The sequence below is a fragment of the Peribacillus sp. P4_C12 genome, from assembly GCF_056402095.1.
Map to the genome: position 1 here is coordinate 12,923 of NZ_JBFUIB010000011.1, position 19,143 is coordinate 32,065.

Annotated in this window: 20 protein-coding genes; 11 read left to right on the forward strand and 9 right to left on the reverse strand. The window is 37.4% G+C overall.

Annotated features, from left to right (window positions below):
- From AC1DUW_RS04540 to AC1DUW_RS04555, 4 genes are all read left to right on the forward strand, one after another.
- Nucleotides 1-987 carry an ABC transporter ATP-binding protein gene (locus AC1DUW_RS04540; RefSeq protein WP_477642058.1) on the forward strand — a complete coding sequence of 329 codons (987 nt, stop codon included), beginning with the start codon at nucleotides 1-3 and terminating at the stop codon, nucleotides 985-987.
- Nucleotides 988-1,111: 124 nt separating this feature from the next.
- Complete coding sequence (locus AC1DUW_RS04545) at nucleotides 1,112-1,846, forward strand: sensor histidine kinase (RefSeq protein ID WP_477642059.1); 735 nt, start codon at nucleotides 1,112-1,114, stop codon at nucleotides 1,844-1,846.
- Nucleotides 1,843-2,541: a response regulator transcription factor gene (locus tag AC1DUW_RS04550; protein WP_477642060.1), complete on the forward strand. Its 699-nt coding sequence runs from the start codon at nucleotides 1,843-1,845 to the stop codon at nucleotides 2,539-2,541. Before AC1DUW_RS04545 ends, AC1DUW_RS04550 begins: the two co-directional genes overlap by 4 nt.
- 3 nt (nucleotides 2,542-2,544) lie before the next feature.
- Entirely contained in the window at nucleotides 2,545-3,873 is a 1,329-nt protein-coding gene (locus tag AC1DUW_RS04555; protein WP_152952321.1) for an SLC5/6 family protein, read from the forward strand.
- A gap of 142 nt (nucleotides 3,874-4,015) precedes the next feature.
- Here the strand turns inward: AC1DUW_RS04555 and AC1DUW_RS04560 are convergent, their stop codons facing one another.
- Nucleotides 4,016-4,603 (reverse strand): NAD(P)H-dependent oxidoreductase, encoded by a 588-nt coding sequence (locus tag AC1DUW_RS04560; RefSeq protein ID WP_190270831.1) that lies wholly within the window; start codon nucleotides 4,601-4,603, stop codon nucleotides 4,016-4,018.
- A gap of 122 nt (nucleotides 4,604-4,725) precedes the next feature.
- Between AC1DUW_RS04560 and AC1DUW_RS04565 the strand changes: the two genes are divergently transcribed.
- On the forward strand, nucleotides 4,726-5,154 hold the full coding sequence (locus AC1DUW_RS04565; RefSeq protein WP_377429030.1) for a MarR family winged helix-turn-helix transcriptional regulator: 429 nt from the start codon (nucleotides 4,726-4,728) through the stop codon (nucleotides 5,152-5,154).
- 215 nt (nucleotides 5,155-5,369) lie between these two features.
- Here the strand turns inward: AC1DUW_RS04565 and AC1DUW_RS04570 are convergent, their stop codons facing one another.
- Entirely contained in the window at nucleotides 5,370-6,833 is a 1,464-nt protein-coding gene (locus AC1DUW_RS04570) for a protein adenylyltransferase SelO (RefSeq protein ID WP_477642067.1), read from the reverse strand.
- A 1,012-nt stretch (nucleotides 6,834-7,845) separates the two neighbouring features.
- On the opposite strand from AC1DUW_RS04570, the gene AC1DUW_RS04575 reads away from it, so the two are divergent.
- Nucleotides 7,846-8,538, forward strand: coding sequence for an FHA domain-containing protein (locus AC1DUW_RS04575; RefSeq protein ID WP_053347735.1), 693 nt, complete (start codon nucleotides 7,846-7,848; stop codon nucleotides 8,536-8,538).
- 62 nt (nucleotides 8,539-8,600) lie between these two features.
- Here AC1DUW_RS04575 and AC1DUW_RS04580 read toward each other — a convergent pair whose 3' ends face one another.
- Nucleotides 8,601-10,403: a hypothetical protein gene (locus AC1DUW_RS04580; protein WP_477642061.1), complete on the reverse strand. Its 1,803-nt coding sequence runs from the start codon at nucleotides 10,401-10,403 to the stop codon at nucleotides 8,601-8,603.
- A gap of 267 nt (nucleotides 10,404-10,670) precedes the next feature.
- On the opposite strand from AC1DUW_RS04580, the gene AC1DUW_RS04585 reads away from it, so the two are divergent.
- Together AC1DUW_RS04585 and AC1DUW_RS04590 are read left to right on the forward strand one after the other, a co-directional pair.
- On the forward strand, nucleotides 10,671-11,033 hold the full coding sequence (locus AC1DUW_RS04585; protein ID WP_377375305.1) for a hypothetical protein: 363 nt from the start codon (nucleotides 10,671-10,673) through the stop codon (nucleotides 11,031-11,033).
- Nucleotides 11,034-11,090: 57 nt separating this feature from the next.
- Nucleotides 11,091-12,488, forward strand: coding sequence for a hypothetical protein (locus AC1DUW_RS04590; RefSeq protein WP_056520132.1), 1,398 nt, complete (start codon nucleotides 11,091-11,093; stop codon nucleotides 12,486-12,488).
- A gap of 482 nt (nucleotides 12,489-12,970) precedes the next feature.
- Here the strand turns inward: AC1DUW_RS04590 and AC1DUW_RS04595 are convergent, their stop codons facing one another.
- The 3 genes from AC1DUW_RS04595 to AC1DUW_RS04605 all read right to left on the reverse strand — a co-directional run bounded on the left by AC1DUW_RS04595 (nucleotide 12,971) and on the right by AC1DUW_RS04605 (nucleotide 14,782).
- Nucleotides 12,971-13,936: a quinone oxidoreductase family protein gene (locus AC1DUW_RS04595; RefSeq protein ID WP_053348176.1), complete on the reverse strand. Its 966-nt coding sequence runs from the start codon at nucleotides 13,934-13,936 to the stop codon at nucleotides 12,971-12,973.
- A 218-nt stretch (nucleotides 13,937-14,154) separates the two neighbouring features.
- Nucleotides 14,155-14,304 carry a hypothetical protein gene (locus AC1DUW_RS04600; RefSeq protein ID WP_162245296.1) on the reverse strand — a complete coding sequence of 50 codons (150 nt, stop codon included), beginning with the start codon at nucleotides 14,302-14,304 and terminating at the stop codon, nucleotides 14,155-14,157.
- A gap of 193 nt (nucleotides 14,305-14,497) precedes the next feature.
- Nucleotides 14,498-14,782, reverse strand: a complete 285-nt coding sequence (locus AC1DUW_RS04605; protein WP_053347739.1) for a hypothetical protein — start codon at nucleotides 14,780-14,782, stop codon at nucleotides 14,498-14,500.
- A 266-nt stretch (nucleotides 14,783-15,048) separates the two neighbouring features.
- Between AC1DUW_RS04605 and AC1DUW_RS04610 the strand changes: the two genes are divergently transcribed.
- From AC1DUW_RS04610 to AC1DUW_RS04620, 3 genes are all read left to right on the forward strand, one after another.
- Nucleotides 15,049-15,633 carry a CGNR zinc finger domain-containing protein gene (locus AC1DUW_RS04610; protein ID WP_053347740.1) on the forward strand — a complete coding sequence of 195 codons (585 nt, stop codon included), beginning with the start codon at nucleotides 15,049-15,051 and terminating at the stop codon, nucleotides 15,631-15,633.
- 121 nt (nucleotides 15,634-15,754) lie between these two features.
- Nucleotides 15,755-16,309 carry an HPP family protein gene (locus AC1DUW_RS04615; protein WP_053347741.1) on the forward strand — a complete coding sequence of 185 codons (555 nt, stop codon included), beginning with the start codon at nucleotides 15,755-15,757 and terminating at the stop codon, nucleotides 16,307-16,309.
- A gap of 25 nt (nucleotides 16,310-16,334) precedes the next feature.
- Complete coding sequence (locus tag AC1DUW_RS04620) at nucleotides 16,335-16,820, forward strand: DinB family protein (RefSeq protein ID WP_053347742.1); 486 nt, start codon at nucleotides 16,335-16,337, stop codon at nucleotides 16,818-16,820.
- 310 nt (nucleotides 16,821-17,130) lie between these two features.
- Here AC1DUW_RS04620 and AC1DUW_RS04625 read toward each other — a convergent pair whose 3' ends face one another.
- From AC1DUW_RS04625 to AC1DUW_RS04635, 3 genes are all read right to left on the reverse strand, one after another.
- The gene (locus AC1DUW_RS04625; protein WP_201186749.1) at nucleotides 17,131-17,838 is read right to left on the reverse strand and encodes a nitroreductase family protein; all 708 of its coding nucleotides are present in this window, start codon (nucleotides 17,836-17,838) and stop codon (nucleotides 17,131-17,133) included.
- A 114-nt stretch (nucleotides 17,839-17,952) separates the two neighbouring features.
- Nucleotides 17,953-18,369 (reverse strand): RrF2 family transcriptional regulator, encoded by a 417-nt coding sequence (locus AC1DUW_RS04630; protein ID WP_053347744.1) that lies wholly within the window; start codon nucleotides 18,367-18,369, stop codon nucleotides 17,953-17,955.
- 244 nt (nucleotides 18,370-18,613) lie between these two features.
- On the reverse strand, nucleotides 18,614-19,039 hold the full coding sequence (locus AC1DUW_RS04635) for a cytidine deaminase (RefSeq protein WP_053347745.1): 426 nt from the start codon (nucleotides 19,037-19,039) through the stop codon (nucleotides 18,614-18,616).
- Between the last annotated feature and the right edge of the window lie 104 nt (nucleotides 19,040-19,143).

Consider the following 19,143-nt stretch of genomic DNA (forward strand, 5'->3'; position numbering starts at 1 on the left):
ATGGTATTACCAGTTGTAGAGAAAAAGGTTCTTCTAAAAGTAAATCAATTGAAACAATATTTCCCAATTAAGGGTGGGTTTTTCGGGAGAACTATTAATCATGTAAAAGCTGTTGACGACATTAGCTTTAATATCTATCAGGGAGAAACCTTGAGTATAGTTGGTGAATCTGGCTGTGGTAAATCCACAACTGGACGGGCCATTCTTCGATTAGATGAACCTACAAGTGGGAGTATACACTTTCAGGATAAGGATTTACTAAGTTTAGGAAAAAAAGAAATGAGGAGTACAAGGAAGGATTTGCAAGTTATTTTTCAGGATCCATTTGCCTCCCTTAATCCTAGACAGACTATAGGACAAATTCTCGGAGAAGCCTTATCCATACAAAATGTAGTGCCTAAAGAAAACCGAAAGAGCAGAATTGAAGAATTATTAGGCCATGTCGGCTTGAGACCAGAATCCATGGAAAGATACCCACACGAATTTAGCGGGGGCCAGCGGCAGAGAATCGGTATTGCACGGGCGCTTGCAGTAGATCCAAAATTGATCATTTGTGACGAAGCTGTATCTGCACTTGATGTCTCTATTCAAGCGCAAGTACTAAATTTATTAAAATCATTACAACGACAATTCGATCTTACCTTTCTTTTTATTTCACATGATTTAGGTGTGGTTAGACATATCTCGGATCGTGTAATGGTCATGTACCTAGGAAAGATAGTCGAAATTGCTGACAAAAAGTCCATTTTTGAACAGCCGCAGCACCCATATACACGGGCATTACTATCTGCTATCCCAGTTCCAAATCCAGTGCAAGAAAGAGAACGAATTCTATTAACGGGTGATGTCCCCTCACCTATTGATCCTCCAAGCGGCTGCCGCTTTCATACACGGTGTCCTTTTGCTATAGATATCTGCAAAACACAGTTACCTGAATTAAAGATTTCTGCCCAAAACCATCAAGTCGCTTGTCACATCGTGTCATAAATTGTAATAGATTTCCGAAGGAGTCTTTAGTAAGATACTAATAAGCAGAATTATTAAAGTTATATAAAAATATTATCATTAGAGGTTCATAATGCTTAGTTACGAGGGATTTACATTACTAATCATGCTTTTTATTTTAGCTCCTATCATGGGAGCTATTGCTCTTTTATTTCTGTTTGTATTTGAGAAGAGAATTGATCTTCTTGAAAATAAAAACAAAGAGATACGGCTGGAACAAGCACTCCAAGAAGCCCAATATAATAAATTAAACCAGCAAATTCAGCCTCACTTTTTGTTTAATACACTAAATGTCATTTTAAGCTTGGCACGTTTAAACAGAACGACAGAATTGATACGTGCCTTAGAGGCATTTTCGCAATTCTTAAAATTCAAGTATAAAGCATCTGAACCATTAATTCCCCTAGCTCAAGAAATTCAGTATACTCAGCATTATCTAGATATACAAAGTCTTCGCTTTGGTGATCGGCTTAAGATAGATATGGAGTGCCCCGACCAATTATTAATAGCACTAGTTCCACCCTTTATTCTGCAGACTTTAGTTGAGAATTCGTTTAAACACGGTTTAGAAAAAAAAGTGGGAGAAGCACTTCTTAGTATCCGATTCTATCAGGATTCCCAGACGATATATTTAGAAGTAATAGATAATGGTTTAATGGTAAAAACCACTTCCTTTACAGAGAAAGTCGGTCATGGCTTAGACAATATCCAAAAACGTTTAGATTTGTACTTTAGTAACCGTGCACAAATAATTATTTCTTCTAATGAGTCAGGAACAAAGGTAAAGGTAGTTTGGCCACTGGTTTATGATAAGAGAGTTGAGGAGGGAGCTTCGGAATGAATGTTTTATTAGTTGATGACGAACCATTAGAACTTGAACAAATGGAATATATGATTCAGTCTATATACCCTTTTTGGAAGTTTCACAAAGCCGCTGATGCCTGTCAAGCACTTACCATCAACCAAAATTTCAAAATAAACCTCGCTTTTTTAGATATTAATCTACCTGGGCGATCCRGTCTTGAATTTGGTGAAGACCTGAGGGCGGTAAACAAAGAAGTAGAAATAATAATGGTTACAGCACATCAAAGTTTCGATTATGCCCAACAATCCATAAGAATAGGAGTGGTTGATTATTTAACGAAACCTGTAATTGAAAGTGATTTGCATAAAGTTCTATCTAAGTATAAAAAACAAGACTCATCTCATGATTATTCAAGCCTAATTCATCATTCGCTTTCATTTATTCATGACAATTTTGCTGAAAAAATCTCTCTTTCCGACATTGCTCGTGAAGTACATACAAACCCGACCTATTTGAGTAGGAAATTTCACGAAGAAGTCGGCGCTTCTTTTACAGAATATTTAATACATTATAGAATACAAGCCGCTAAACGATTTTTAACCAATAACACGAGTTGGAACATATCAGACGTTGCTGAAAACTCAGGTTTTAATAGTCAACATTATTTCAGCACTATATTCCGTAAGACAGAAGGAATAACGCCAAAAGAGTTCCGTGAGAAAGGAAAATAAACATTGCGTCCTCGTTCATTTCAAGAATACGTACAAGGCCCAATTCAAATTGGGATGGGCTTAGGAATTATCTCCCTCCTGGCACGTTGGGTGACAGGAACCACGATATTATCCTCTCCTGAGTCCATGGTAAAGTATGGAGTTTTCGGAGGAATTGGCTATGCTTTAATGGGAGCGATTGCTCTATTTATGTTCAGTTTTATCGGGAGGAGAGTTCGACAGGATTTCCCTGTGGGATTGACTATGGGAGACTATTTAAAAACCAGACTTCATCCCCTTGGATATTGGATATTGATAGTGATTCTGGTATTAACTAGTTTACACACTTTATTCATTCAGGGAATGGCAGCGTCTACCCTTTGTCAATTTCTTTTTGATACGCCACTTTATGTAGGGTTGTTCTTCTTTTTCTGTTTTTGTGTTCTTTTTGCTGGATTCGGTGGGTTAAAATTTATTCACGGAGTCGCATCTTTTCAAGTCATTTCTATGTTTGCCGCCGCTATCTTAATTCCATTATACTTTTTCGTCAAGGAAGGGATTCAACCTGTTTATGATGGGATCCGTCTATATCACCCATATATGCTAGTAATCAATAAGTATGATTTATGGAATTTTATTTTTGCAGGGCTTCTAGTAGGATTCGGTCAGTTTTTCTTTGACCTCACATCATGGCATCGTCTATTTATGATAGAAATAAAAAAAGTCCCCTTAACATTTTCCTTATCTGGTCTTATATGGATTACATTCCCATTATCCTTTTCATCTCTTTTTATTATGGTTATCTTTACAGGTGGGTTCACTGATATACATTCTATTTTAGTTGGATTAGCTAACAAGATTACGACACCTTTCATTTTTATTCTTTTCATATTATGTGCATTTAGTGCAATCACCTCCACATTTGGTGCCTGTCTACATTCATTAATAAGCTTAATTGTAGCCAATATTTTAGAACCTTTCCAAACTAAAAAAAGTGATCAGCAAAAAATAAGAATGGCCTACCTTCTATCAATCTTGATTGGAGGAATGGTTTTTGTTGCTACACTCTTCAATTCTCCAACCTTATTAGAGCTTTTATTTTATTCTGGAAATATATATTCAGCATTGCTAGCACCATTTCTAGCAATAGTATTTAGTAAAGGGAAAGTTGCGAATTTCATTCCAATAAGCGCCGTCTTAGCTATAGTTACCTCATACATTATTCAACCTTACGTAAGTGATTTTCAAAGCATTTGGTTTAGTGGGTTAGCTTCATTTACCATTATAGTGATTTGTACGATTCTTACGTTCATTAAGACTAAATGGAGATTTTTTAAAACTAAACTGAACTAATTACGAAGTAAGATTTATCGGATTCGGTGCAATATTTAAAGAACGTCTAAATACTACCAACCCCATTCATGTACATTACGCTGTTCCGTACATGAATGGGGTTTCTCTATTAATCTCGTAAAAAGTAAAGAAAACGATTATCTTAGCTTTCCACCTTTTTGAAATACCGATATACCTTATCTAGTTTTTTTGTTTGTTTTCCATTTGAACTTTCCATATTACCAAATTCAAAAAACTTCACTTTTTTGATACCCACAAAATTAAATAAGGCTTTTTTCATCAATATTTTATGCGCATTATTCAACCAGAGAAGTGGATATTTTGTAGGTCCCTTCATAGTGGAAACACATACAACTGACTTTCCTTTTAAAAGTCCTTCTGGTAGAAGTCCCTTCTTATCCCTGTAGGCAAAATTTGCAGCAAATAATTGATCAATATATCCCATAAGCATTGCGGGAGGTCTCCCCCACCAGATTGGATAGACAAAGACAATCTTGTCAGCCCAAGTAATTTGATTTCTATATTTTTCAAGGTGAGGATCACGGTGCATATCACGCCTTCGTTTATGCTCATTGAACACTAGGAGGGGATTAAAGCCCTCTTCATATAAATCTAAAACCTGCAACTCCTTTATGTTAGGGTTCTCATTACTACCTTTGATGATTTTTTGTAAAAACGCATAACTTAAACTTTTGTGATTAGGATATGTGTAAATGACTAGCATGTTCATGACGTACCCCCTACTTACTTATCATTTGATAACAAAACTATAACACTCTTAGATTTTTATTGTCAAATGATAATTGTATTATGATAATATTTTTGTTATCTTCTCAGTAAGAGGTGAAAGTTATGGACAAAAAAGCTCTTTTTGATAAATGGGTGTCATTTACAACTTCTGTTCATCAGGTGACACACGAATTAACACAAAATGCTAAATCTGATTCCATCACGCCAGTTCAATATAACATTCTTGAATATATAACTGTCAGTCAGCCTGTCACTCCAAGTGAAATCAGTGACTGTCAGCATATATCAATGCCAAACACGAGTCGTGAGCTGAAAAAATTAAGCGAAAAGAATTTAATCGAAAAATTAAGTGATACTGAAGATCGACGAAAACAATATATTCGTCTCTCGAAAGAGGGGGAAACCATGATGAACGAAGCCTTTGCAGTCGTAGAATCTCGTTTCCAAAGTCGAATGCAAAATGCTTCGAAAGAAGATTTAGAGGATATTGAGCGTGCCATGGATATTCTTCAAACAAAACTATTTTACTAATGGACATGTAGTACAGAAAAATGGCTCCCTCGATTGAAAGATAATCGTTTACAACTGATCATCTTTCAATCAAGGGAGCTCCTTTATTATCTCCAAACACTAGCGGGTTTTTAATCCAAAATCCATTTCATCCTTATTCACGCTTAATGAGGAGAATGTTCTAGGATCCTTCTTTTGTCTTTCAGCCTCACAAATTGACTTCTCTAATCCTATAATCAAGTACCGCAAAAGGTCCGGTAAGGTGTTGTTGACTCAGGCAGTGTGGAGTATTCAGCCTGTTCGGCGGAGTGCGCGTAAGGGTTTGAAAGAACATCTAAAAGCCGTTCCATCACGCTGTAGTCTCCTTTTTCCACTGCTGCTTCCAGTGCCTCTTCTACCCGGTGGTTTCGTGGGATAACCGCAGGATTGCTGTTTTGCATCAACTGATTCGAGGATGCTTTCGATTCCTTCTGCCTGCCTAGTCTCGCCTGCCAGAGCTCATGCCACTGAGCGAATTCCGGTGTCCCAAATAGGACAGTGTCCTTCGGTGTATCAAAAGTTAATGTACGGAAGGTATTGGTATAGTCGGCACCATGCTTCTTCATCATATTGAGGAGGTCATCAATAAGCGCTTCATCCTGTGACTCTTCGTTAAATAGCCCCAGTTTTGCTCTCATTCCCGCTAGCCAATTAGATTGATACAACTCATTAAAAACAGAAATCTTATCCTGGGCCAGTTTAACAGCCTGCTCCTGATCATCATGCAACAGCGGCAATAATGCTTCAGCAAATCGTGCAAGATTCCACCCGGCAATATAGGGCTGATTGCCATAAGCATAGCGGCCTTGGGTATCAATGGAACTGAAAACCGTTGTCGGATCATACGCATCCATGAAGGCGCAAGGACCATAGTCGATGGTTTCTCCGCTAATCGTCATGTTATCAGTATTCATTACCCCATGAATGAAGCCGACCAGCTGCCATTGTGCAATAAGCTCAGCCTGGCGCTTGATCACTTCCTGAAATAGCGAAAGATAGCGGTTCTCATCTGCTTCAACGTCTGGATAATGGCGCTGTATTGTATAGTCGGTAAGGGTCCTGAGTTCTTCGACCGTGCCCCATTTTGCAGCGAATTGAAAGGTTCCGACGCGCAGATGACTGGCAGCCACACGGGTCATGATGGCCCCAGGCAGCCTGGTTTCGCGGATTATCGATTCACCTGTTGTCACCACTGCCAGACTTCGGGTGGTAGGAATGCCTAGTCCATGCATCGCTTCGCTGATGATGTATTCACGTAGCATCGGTCCAAGTGCAGCCCGGCCATCACCCCCGCGGGAGTATGGAGTTCTTCCTGGACCCTTCAGCTGAATATCGACCCTCACACCTTGGGGCAAGACATGCTCGCCCAGCAGCACCGCCCGACCGTCCCCTAACATGTTAAAATGCCCGAATTGATGTCCCGCGTATGCTTGAGCAAGAGGCGAAGCACCTTCTGGAATTCGGTTTCCAGCAAACACCGCTACGCCATCTTCACTTTGCAATGCCTGAACGTCCAAACCAAGGGATGCTGCCAACTGTTCATTGAGAATGATCAACTCCGGTGAACTTACTGGAGTCGGGTTGGTACTGGTGAAAAATTTTTCCGGAAGACGGGAATAACTATTGTCTAAATTCCATCCTGTTTCATTACTTTTTGTCATAGTTTCTCCTTTTCTTCTTTTGTCTTTTTGTATAATGGTTCCTTCTCTCATCATTCAGTTATATACACGCCATTAAAATCAAGTGCAGTCCATTTTAATGTCTACTTCTGCCAATTTATTATACCGTTTCCACATAAAAATGGCTCTCTTTAAGTATGGGAGATTGCCTGTCGCTGATTAGGATTTTACGAAAACATCGGCATACTCCCACCATTATCTCGTCACACTGCTCCTAGAATTGAATTGAAGCAGGTACCCTTAATGGGTTCCTGCTTCTTCTCTAAAGTCTATCTTTGTTGATCTTTTACTATCTTAATTACAACGCTTTATCACAACAGTATACATCGCCCCCCATATTATAAACTCTGATTTTTTTTTCAATTCATTTGTACTAATGGTAATTTCCATCTTCCTTTTTACCATCACATGTGATACGTTTCATTCTAAACAAAAAAACCTACCTATGATTTGGCAGGCCTTGAATGGATTTTTATATTCTCTATTATCTTCCCAAAGAAAGACATGCAACTCGAGTGGAGGCTTCATGTTTTCAGCCATGCCGCCTCCACCCTTTTTACAGTCCTCCTACTTTATCTCCCACGTCCTCTCTCAAATCTAAGCTATGCTCAATTCAGTATAGTCAGGCTGATAAAGGCAATGCCAAATATGCAGTACAGGCCGAGGGTAAGGGGCTGAGGAATAATAATGTATACAATCATGCTTACAATCACCATCAGGATGCTAAAGGCATTTATCTTATCTCTCCACATACTCATCTTTGGTCAACTCCTTTTCTATTGCTTTTCTATTTAAAGATTCAGAAACTCTTTTTGTATATTCATATTCAAAAATGGTTTTGTACCTAATTTGTATTTTTTTCATTTTTCGTTAGTATGTCAGCGTCAGATAATTTATAATTATAAGATTGAATCTACTAAACAGCCATGTAATGAAAATGATAAATCCATGAAAATAATCTAAATATTTAGACTATTAAGGAGATAAGAAGTGAATGAGCATCAAAACTTTTAAGGTTGTATTGAGAACCATGAACAAAGGCCAACCTGAAGAATTCGCCTATGTCTTTGAAGGAAAAAGCCTACTGATTGGCCGTGCCAGCCAACATTCCAAAGCTGATTTCAAGCTTTACAATGATTTCGTTTCCAGGGAACATTGCCAGATTTATATGAAGGAAGGAAAGCTTCTTATTGAGGATTTGTCGAGCAAACATGGCACCTCAGTGAACCAGATGCCACTTGTGCCGGGGCAGCCTTGCCTAATTGAACCGGGGGATACCATTACTTTGATTAATGGAATGATTGAATTCATGATTTCCATCGACAACGATTTAACACAGGATTTCACTCCGTTGAACATCACTTTTCACCAAAACGTGGTTATTAAAGAGCATCTTCAGACTGTGATCATCAATGAAAAAGCTCCCATTAAAATGCCTTTAAAGGAATTTACTTGCTTTAAGTTGCTTTATGAGAATTTGGAGAACCTTATTTCAAAGGAAGAGATTGTCCGACATGTATGGCCCGAGAGAATTGGGGATCCCCAGCAAATTGTGTCGGCGGAAGAAATCGCTTCACTTCTGTACCGGGTACGAAAACGGGTAAATGGCCATTTCGCAATAAAAGCTGTTGTTCAAAAGGGATATTATATGGAATCCACCCTTTCAATCAACCTATCGGACCTGTAATGAACAATGATTCGATTTCATGAAAAAAAGCATTGCGGATAGCAATGCTTTTTTTCATGCTTTTATTGCTTTGGTAAGTCCAGGTTAGTGAATTGATCGACCGGGACGATGTCCTCGTCCATATCCATCACTTTCAGCACAACCCGGTCTCCTACATTCGTCAATACAATATCAGAGAGTGCGCTGACTCCAGGGTCAACTGAGAATCTTTTGGCATTGCCTTCTACAATTAAATAGAACACGTAGCCATTTGAGAGATTAGCATCGTTGATCCTTGTTACTTTCCCTTTGATTTCTTTCAGTTCAAATCCTTTTTGAGGCGTTACACCGCTGACTTTCCCTAAAGAAGCAATTAGCTTTTTATAGTTCCGGAATGCTTCATCTTTTGTTTTTCCAAAAACTACTTGGGGATTATCGCTATTGGCATACACGATCGCTACCCCTTGAAACTTACTGCCCTTTGTAACGGGAATTACATAAGTGGGTGCACCGTATATCGTATAGAAAATTCCATTAGTGGCTTTCCACCCTGGATATTTAGACAAGAACTCACTCGCATTTGCGTTGGATTTTGCTTCTTTTCCAGTTAGAACGGAGGTGACGCCTTTGTAGTACGTCATTTCACCGGTTTTAGCATTGAAAACACCGTAACCTACTAGAGTTTTGGAGTTTCCTTTTGATTTTGCTCTTGTAAAATCAACTACATATATTAATTCGCCTTTTTCGTTAAAAGTAACTTGCATATTATCCTCATTAGGAATCAAAACATCTTTCTTCGCTCCAATTAAGGACTGATTTTTCCACCCGTGAACATATTTCCCCCAGTAGGTCCAATATTCCAAGGCTGTTTCTAATGTAAATGTTCTATCAACCCATTTAGGTTCTTTTCCTAACAGATAGTATTTTGTGTCGCCCGTTTCCGGATTCACTAATACCACTCCGTCCACAACGGACCCACTGCGGTATTTCAGGTAATGCCCCACTGAAGCTACAAAGAAGGGCTTTCCATCTTCGTTTGGTTCTAGGTATGAATCATGTATGATTTTATTCGGATATGCCTTACGAATCGTTCTTTCTAAATCATAATCAAGATATTGTGATGGAGCATACAACAATTTTCCTTTTACAGTGCTTGCGCCTTTATCTGTCGAAACGGCAGAAATAAGATTATAACCGGGCGTGTATTCAGCTTTCCCAGCTTTCAAAAATCCGTCCATTTCAATTGGTGAAGTATATGTTAATTCACCGTTTATATTGGTTAGACGGTACTCGCCTTCAGTGAAATACGATGCGTTTGCTATTTTATTAATAGCTGCATCGCCTTTTGCGTCTGCCATTTTTACTGTTACAAGCGGCATTGTTTTTATGTCTTGAACTTCTTCTAGCTTATTTTTCTTTTCAACTTTTGCTAAATCATGAAGTTTCTCGGCAAATGTTAGTGGATAAAACAACATGATAACCCAAGCTGCGATCAAAGCGATTCCCAGCAAACTGTTGAAATGTACATTCCAAGGTGTTCTTGTTGAATGTTTTGACCCCTCATTTTTCCGATTGCGGCGGGGTATTGAAGACTCTTTTGCACTGTACATGTACATTCTTGAATCAAAAATAAGAATAAGTCCAAAAATAACGGCAAAATTCGAAAAGAATGCAGTCGCAGTAAGATCTAGTAACATAATATCAATAACAAAAAATAATACGATAGCAGAAAGTAAAAGTCTCAGCACTTGCTCAATGAAAAAGAGTATATCCTTTTCCTTGATTGCGTTAGTCCATCTTTGTGGAATTAGGGAAAGTCCCAATACAGCAAATGGTATTTTCGTTAAAACCCCTTTTAAGATAAAAGCTATTAGTGAAAGTATCATGGTTTTAAAAATCTCCCCTTGTAGTATATGTTTCTATTTATTTACTAATTTTATCATTTTTTGACCAACTAATTTACTATCTTCTTCATCTCGTCTAAATATATCGATATAGCATTTTCTCCTAAAATATAAGATTCCTAAATTTTTTTTTCTACGATGCTACTTTTTCATATGTAAAGTTTATATAGACAGTGAAGATTGTTCCTTTCGATACAGCTATCCCAGACACTCGGAAGGTTCAATCCAGACCATTTAGGAGGAATAGAAATGGAATTGGAAACGTTATTGGATCAGGATTACAGCTTGGGGTTCAACCCTTATTTAGCAGAAACAATCGGCATACCAAAGGCGCTGATGCTGGCACATCTTCACTCAACAATAGAAGCGTATGGAATGGAAAGAGACGGAAGGGACTGGATTTACTCTACATATGATCAATTGCACACGCAGCTGCCGTTTTGGTCAAAAGGGACCATCAAGCGGATAATCCTTAGTCTCGAAAAGGAAGGCTTTATGGTTTCCTGCAACTATAACAATTCGAAAATGGACAAAACGAAATGGTACAGCATCTGTTATGAAAAGTACATCGACATGCGTGAAGACCCAGACGGATTTTTGCTTGATTACTAAGAATAAAATGCCCCCTGCCTCATAGAAAAAGGCGGATAATAAAGGAGACGAAACCGTATGATTTATGAAGAAACCTACCACTATTTATTGAGAAATGTATCTTCTACTGAATTTGATACGTGTTTGTACTCCTTACTTCATAGTGATTGGGATGGTGTTATTCAGAGCCCGCTTCATATGATGGCGAGCGGTGTGGGTACGACAGAAAAATACTTAAAGCAGATCATCAAGAAATTCACGTCACCTCAAGGATGTCTCCAAAAAGTTTTCGTACCTGTTGGTCAAGACGGAGATGTTTTATATAAGTTCAATCTTGGACCTACAAGTAATCTTGGCTTTAACAGTAAGACCGACCGTTATTGCAAGAAATACCGTTTCTTTTACAGTGAGGCTTTCAAAAACTTAACAATACATGCAAAGCGGCTGTTGCTGATGGGTGCTTTTCGAATGTCGGTTACGAAGTCCGAAGAAGTATTATTTGATTATAGTGAAATCGTTCCCGATTCCAGCTCACTTTTCACGAGGCAGCGTTTATTAGATGCAATAGATACAGTCCATAAGACTTTAGGTAATTTAGTGACAATTTCTTTCGCAAGCAAGGCTTTTTCAAAAAAAGAGGCTGTTGTGTTTACCTTCAATGAAGGAATGCTGGAGCAGTATATGGAAAATCGGGCAGAACGAGCATTTTTACGCAGAACGATTTTTAACACGGGCTTTCTTGGACATATCAGTGATTCTGTATGTATGGAATTGGAACGAGTCGGCAGATACATTTTCCGTTCGTTTCTTCAAGATGTGAAAAAATCAGGCATTTCTATGGATATACAACATGAACTGCTGAAGCTAGCACGGTTCGTCTATACCTATTCTCTTAAAAAACTCGGTCTGGCTCTTCCTGCCAATAAACACCTACTTGCGGCTCCTAAACAGGCATCCGCTTATTTAAGTACAATTATTTACCATGAAACGTTAGAACAGATGGCAAAGTATTCTCACCAAGCAGAATCGATCAAAAGCCTTCTTGACCGTGACCACTTTCATAAAAGCATCTCCGAGAAGGCTCTAGGCCGGGAAGTGAATTATCTGGAAGTAGATCAACATATCGAACCCATTCGCGTCAAGCTCAAGCAAGCCGATTTCATCCACAATGTGCTGAACAACTGGTGCGAGGAGTGGCTCATCTCCCGCGTGAAGACAGTGACAGAAGAAGGCGAAGAAGGGATAAGGAAAAAGACCAGAGATAATAAACGTACCGCATCCGAATTTATAACGGACCTTAGAAACGATACATATGATAAGTTGGACAAGCTGATGACACTAATCCGCAAGTTCGGCAATCATGCGGTTCCTCCATCCAGTCAAAATTCTTCCCTCACAATGAAAAAGGCAACCATTCAATCCTACTTTGCTATTCAAAAGGAGCGTCTCGACGTACTCTCTATATCATCTTCCTAACATTCACACTGAATGTATTCGTTCAGTGTGTTTTCCCCTGCCCTTTTTTATTAATGGTTCTATCACTTTTTTAAAATCATCATGAGAGCTGACCAGTTCTCTTTTTTTTGCCCTCATCGGGTTCTGTGGATAATAAATGCAGTCTGTGAATTGCAGATTTCCATTTGTAGATTGTGAATAACTTACTGTGGGTTTTACCTTTCAATATGTAGGTTGCAAGTTCGCCTTGTTAATAGCGGTTATAGTCGGCAGTTTGTTTTTAAAGTAGGGGCCCAGCCCTGTGATAGTAAGGGTTTCCATTAATAATTTATCTAAGGGTCTAAAGAAATGGTCTGTAAAAAGGAACTGAAAAAGATTCTGAATATCATTATTAATAAGGAGATGAATCGCCGAACCCTTTACGAATTAATAAAGAATGAATGGAAGCAGCCTAAAAAGAAGTATTCGAGGACTACCTATAAATAAGCTAGCCCTCGAATACTTTATGGTATTAATAATATTTTCCCAGTACTTTTACGGCTTTCTAGAAGTCTATGTGCGTCTGCCCCGTCTTCTAAGGAAAAGAGAGTCGGTTCTTCGATTAGGATCTTCTTAGACATGATCCATTCAAACAACTCTGCTGCTCTTTTTTTCCGTTCATCATGAGAAGTTAATACATTCCAGAGATCTCCTCCTATTAATGCTTTTGAAGTATCCATTAACATTCTAGGATCGATTTTCTCTGGATCCCCACCTGCCATTCCAAAGAATACGACAGTCCCTCTAATCTTAGTTGCTTCGAAACTGTCTAGCAAAGTTTTCCCAACTGATTCATAAACAAGATCAACACCTTGTCCATTCGTTACATCCTTAATGGATTTTACCCATTCTGACTCATAAAGAAAAACATGATCCGCACCAGCTTGTTTTGCTACAGTTGCTTTGTCATTTGATGAGGTTAAGCCAATAACTTGACCACCCTTCATCTTGATTATTTGTGTCAGTAATTGCCCGACTCCACCTGCAGCAGCATGAACAAGGACGGTCTCTCCTTCTTTAACTGAATAACTGTCTTGAGTCAAATATTGGGCAGTTAATCCTTGAAGTAAAACTGAAGCGGCAGTTTCAAAAGAAATGCCATCAGGAAGCGGTAACAGCTTATCAGCAGAAACAGAAACTAGTTCAGCGTTGGCATGGGGAACATCAGCAAACCCGACACGATCGCCAACTTTCACACAATGAACATCTTCTCCAACATATTCAATGACTCCTGCACCTTCATAACCTAGAATAAATGGCGGATTACCCACTAAGTGATAATTCCCTTTCCTTCTATATACATCAGCAAAATTCAAGCCGATTGCTTTCATTCGAACAATTACTTCTGATTTTGAATGTTTAGGTTCCTCAATTTCTCTTATAGATAGGACTTCTGGTCCACCAAAATTATCAAAGACAAGTGCCTTCATTTTCATTTCTCCCTTCAAACGTTGTTCCTTCTTTACGATATCGAATGAAGCCTCTGATAGCAAGAAAGTCACTACCTTGAAAGAGAACTTTTCAATTAGTTCTTTTACTAGACTAACCACATGGTACCTTTTTAATCATTACAAAAAATACCGCTATGCCCTAAAGGCATAACGGTTGTTGGAAAATGTAAGAAAGGATAGAGAGAAACTCTCCTCTATCATTCAGTATTGGAACCAGGACCATTTTTTCGTTTTTTCGGAGAAAATTCTTCACCATGTGCTTCTTGTTCGGCTATAATGGCTTCTTCAGGAATATGATTATTTTTTTTCGGTGCATTGACGCGGTTACGGTTTTTTTTACCCATCATTAATCTCCCCTTTATTATTTGGGTTGAACTTCTGCGACTTATATTTAACCTATTGTGGAAAGGCTAATGATAGCTTGTCCGAAAGCCCGCAAAAATACCTGCAAAATGAACATTTCAAAAAAAAGGAAATACCTTCGATTTGAACGATCTAATAGACCATAAATATTTGTTATCTAATCTACTCCATATTTTTCTAATGTTCTTCCATATTAAAAATTATTTCTTCATTATTATTTTGCTCGTATTCTTTTCTTGCTAATTTACTTATTTCTTCTTCATTATTTAAATCAATATCATGTAAATTATCTTGCTTATTGTCCATTATAAATATCATTTCATCCGTAATTACCTTCACTGTTGGATTCACTTGAATAAAATCTTCTATAGGCTTCGTTTTATTTTTATAGGGCTTTATGAATAAAAAATATCCGACAAATAGTATAAATATTGAAGTTAAAATACCTAATTTTTTTTTCATTTATTCATCCCTTTCTATTTTCCCAAAAATCTAATTATACTTATTTTATCACAAAAGGTTATTTTTACCTTTAAAAACTTTCATTCCTAGTTAATGGAACACAACAAAAAAAGGCTGCTGCAACAGCCCTCATTATTTAAGTAAAACATCCTTTAGTTTAAGAAAACCATACCTTTTATTGTGTTAAATTAGGTTATAATAATTATATAACCTATTAATGAGTTTTTTTATGGTTAGAATAAAAGGTGAAATGAGAGATAAACGTAATGACTAAAACAAATAAATTTCCACTTATATCAGGAAATCTTTCTCTTGATTTAGTGAACACAGAACTAGTAAAACGTGGACAGCGGCACGATTTATTGCTCTTGGAAAGAGATGTGCTGGAGTGGCTTCATGTAATAAAAGTGGAAAACGCATTTTGGGATGATCGGTTATTCTTAAAGATTGAAGAAAGAATCGGACAAGTATTTTTATGTATTCTAGAAATGCGTGCTGTTTTAAGAGAGCGATTTGAATTAATAGCAGATGGACAATCAATTCCAGATGAATTTATCTCTTTTTTAGAAAATAAGATTGAAAAAGCGCCATTCATCTATAAATTAATAAATCAAAAACTGATACCCTCACCTATTGGAGAGATAGAGGATGTTCTTTTGTCTCTAATTGCCTTTGACGCTTTAACGTTAATTGAAACAAACAAACTTCCCTCCCTCAAGAGATGCTCTAATCCGGACTGCGTACTTTTATATATTGATGAAAGTGGAAGACGTAAATGGTGTTCAATGAAAATATGTGGCAACAGAAAAAAGGTAGCCCGCTTTCAACACCGGAAGTCTGATGATGAATGAAGAGCCAACTTATTTCAGAGTTGGTTCTTTTTTTCACACACTTTAACTAACCATTAAAAAATACTTTGACGGGTTAGTTTATTTCGTGTAAAGTGAAATATGAATAAAAGGAGCGTGAATGATGGACAGTACAAAAATAGCAAGCCGAGAAGAAAAACATTTATTTAATGTACGATATTTATCTAAAATGAAAGGAAAAGGGAGAAGTCCATTACAGGTTAATGCAAAGGACTCAGTAACAGGTTTGATTGGTGGATTTTTAACCATTTTCGTTCTAGTTTATTTAACAAATATGACATCTGCCATGTGGTTAATGGCTCCATTTGGTGCAAGCTGTGTACTGGCATTTGGTGTTTGGAACGCGCCATTATCACAGCCACGAAATATTATTGGTGGCCATTTTGTTTCTACATTTGTGGGTTTAGCTATATATCATCTTTTTGGTGATGAACCTTGGGCAATTGGCTTAGCTGTAGGCTTAGCAATTGCGGTGATGATGCTAACAAAAACAACGCATCCACCAGCAGGAGCCGACCCTCTCGTTGTTATGCTGGGCGCATACAGTTGGAGTTATTTAATTACGCCTGTTTTAATTGGCTCTATCGTGATCGTTTTCTTTGCACTAATCATCAATAATTTGCGCAGCAACCGGGAATATCCAACGTTTTGGATTTGACTTTTATTATTGGGGAGGAAAAAGTATGAAAAACTACATCTTCAAACAATTAAAGTTTGTTCGGGAAAACACTATTAGGTACGTGGCAAATATGAATGATGAGACATCACTTTTCATTCCAGTAGGATTCAATAATAATATCAAATGGAACCTAGGACATATATATGTTGTACAAGAAAGGTTCGCCTTTGATATTATTGGAGAAAAAATGACAATGCCGAATCACTTTACGGAATTATTCTCTACTGGTACTAAACCAAGTGAATGGGGAGAACAAAAATCACCCGCGATCTATGACTTAATCCAATTGCTCGATAATCAAGTCAACCGGGTTGAGCAAGCATTGGAATTTCGGTTGAACACAACGTTAGAACAACCATACACAACATCTACAGGTCTTACTTTATCATCAGTAGAAGAATTACTAACCTTTTGCTTATACCATGAGGGAATGCATTTTGGTGCGATTAAATCGATCTCACGAATGTTTCAAGATGGAGATAGAAAATGAAGTATTTTACTAAGAACTGAAATATTTTAGTCCTGCCTTTTTATACAATAAGTTTTATAGTATTTTCAAATCTGTTTTTAAAAACCATTCAGCCACATTTCAAACGAAATATGGTTAGCAGCTTTAAATAAAGTCTCCAGAATAACTAAGAAAAATAAAATTCATTTACAAACGTTCAAATTTTATTTTAATTGATCAGTCTATTAAATAATGAACATGCAACCAATTGGATGTTCATCGCAAAAAGGGCTCTGAAGCAAAAATTACAATGAATGCAATCTGTGCTCCAGAACCCGTATATTATTAAACCTTAGTATTTATTCCAAGTTATTAAAGTATCAAGTGGTAAACGTACTTTTTCAAATCCTGCTTTCATTCCTTTTCCAATGGAGATTAACATGACAGGTTTGAAGTTTTCCGGTACATTGAATGCATCCACAAATTTGTTTTCATCGAACCCTCCCATAGGGACTGTATCGTATCCTTTTGCTTTTGCAGCTAACATGATCTGCATGGAAACTAAGCCACCGTCAATCATTGCTACACTTAAAGCTTTTTCAGCAGAAAAGTTACCATAATTATGCATAATTGAAGCTACATATGGCTCTTTGATTTCATTCTTCATAATTCCTTTATTAACTAATTCACCATAAATTCGTTCAGCATTTTTGTAACCTTCAATATCAGCTAAAACTGCAATGACAGCAGAGGCATCAACAATTTGTTGTTGGTTATGTGCGATGGGTAGCAATTCTTGTTGGGTTTGCTTATCTTGTATTACAAGGAATCTCCATGGTTGTAAATTAGAAGAAGACGGTGCTTGAATCGCAATATCCAGGATTTCACGAATTTCTTCTTCAGTCATCACGTATTCTGCATCATATTGGCGAACTGATCTCCGTTCTTTCGCTATCGTAATAAAGTCTGTATCAGTAAGTACCTTTGGCTTTTCAAGTGATGTATTTATTTCATTTGATTTAGTTAGGTACTCTTCTTTGCTCATTGTATTTTTTGTCATATATAATGACCTCCATTTAACTGCGTTTATTACAAGAACAGTATATACCAAATACTGTTCTTATGTCAAATACAGTTTATAAAAGACGAAACCCTATTAGTTTCGTTTTTTACATTATGATTTTGATAGTAAGTCAGCAATCGTCTTTTGTTCAAGACCTTGTATAATCCAGCTCTCCATCTCATTTTTCAAGCCGCATAAAGCATCACGAGAAGATGGTTGAAAGCATTTTTTATCATTCACATCAAGGAAGCCTTTTGCAAAAGGTTCAGATTTTATTGCAGAGTAAATATCGGCAAGTATGATTTGATCAGGATCTTTGGCAAGTGAATATCCACCATCCCTACCTTCCTTAGCTTGAATCAGCCCTGCTTTTACTAAATTACTTAATATTTTTCTAAGAAAACCAGACTCCGAGTTAAGCTTTGTTGCCAACTTACTACTGTTACATAATCCCTCATGATCTGCAAGAACAAGTAGAGCTTGTAATGCAAGACTGAACCACATTATACTTGAAACCTTTTCGGTCATTTCTTTCACCTCTCCTCTACTTTAAACTATTTTAATGCATATACAACGAGGTATCAAAGAATTCTGCCGGAAAGCCACTCTTTTTCAGATCTATCTGGATACGAATTTCTAACCATATTGCATTGTATATAACCACTGCAGTACTAGTCTATTAACACTGAGGTTATTTTATTATCCTCGTTGAACTTACCTTTGTTTCATACGATCTTTAAAGAACCATTGCTCCATTAGAGGGAATATGTGTTTATTTGCCATTCCATTTTTCTTTGTATTCTTCATAAGCTGCTGTCCAGTGATACGGTTGTACTTCTGATAATGTTTTAAAAGTTAGGTCTCGTCCGGGTAAAGTAACAGCTACTTTAACTGTTGGACCCCAATTAAATAGTCTTTCTTGGCAAATTCCACAAGGAGAAAGCACTTTAAACTCTGACTTCTCATCATCACGAACTACACATATCGAATGCGTAATCTTTTTATTCAATTTATGAGCCTCTAAAATAGCTCCTGTTTCCATACACAGATTTGTCGAATCGTTTATTATATCAGGAGCGACACTTGTAAGTATTGAACCGTCTTCTAAAGCCATTGCTGCTGCTCCACCCCAACCTTCGGGGTATCTTTTTTCTATTAAGTTAGTAACTGCATCAAATAATTTTTGCTCGGTATTCAAGTCATTACCTCCTTTAACATTAGTTAAATTCTAACAACCAATCTATTCGAGGTATAGTTTTTTTAAAGCGAACCCCTTTAGTTGCATTTGAAAAGAGGCTGCCT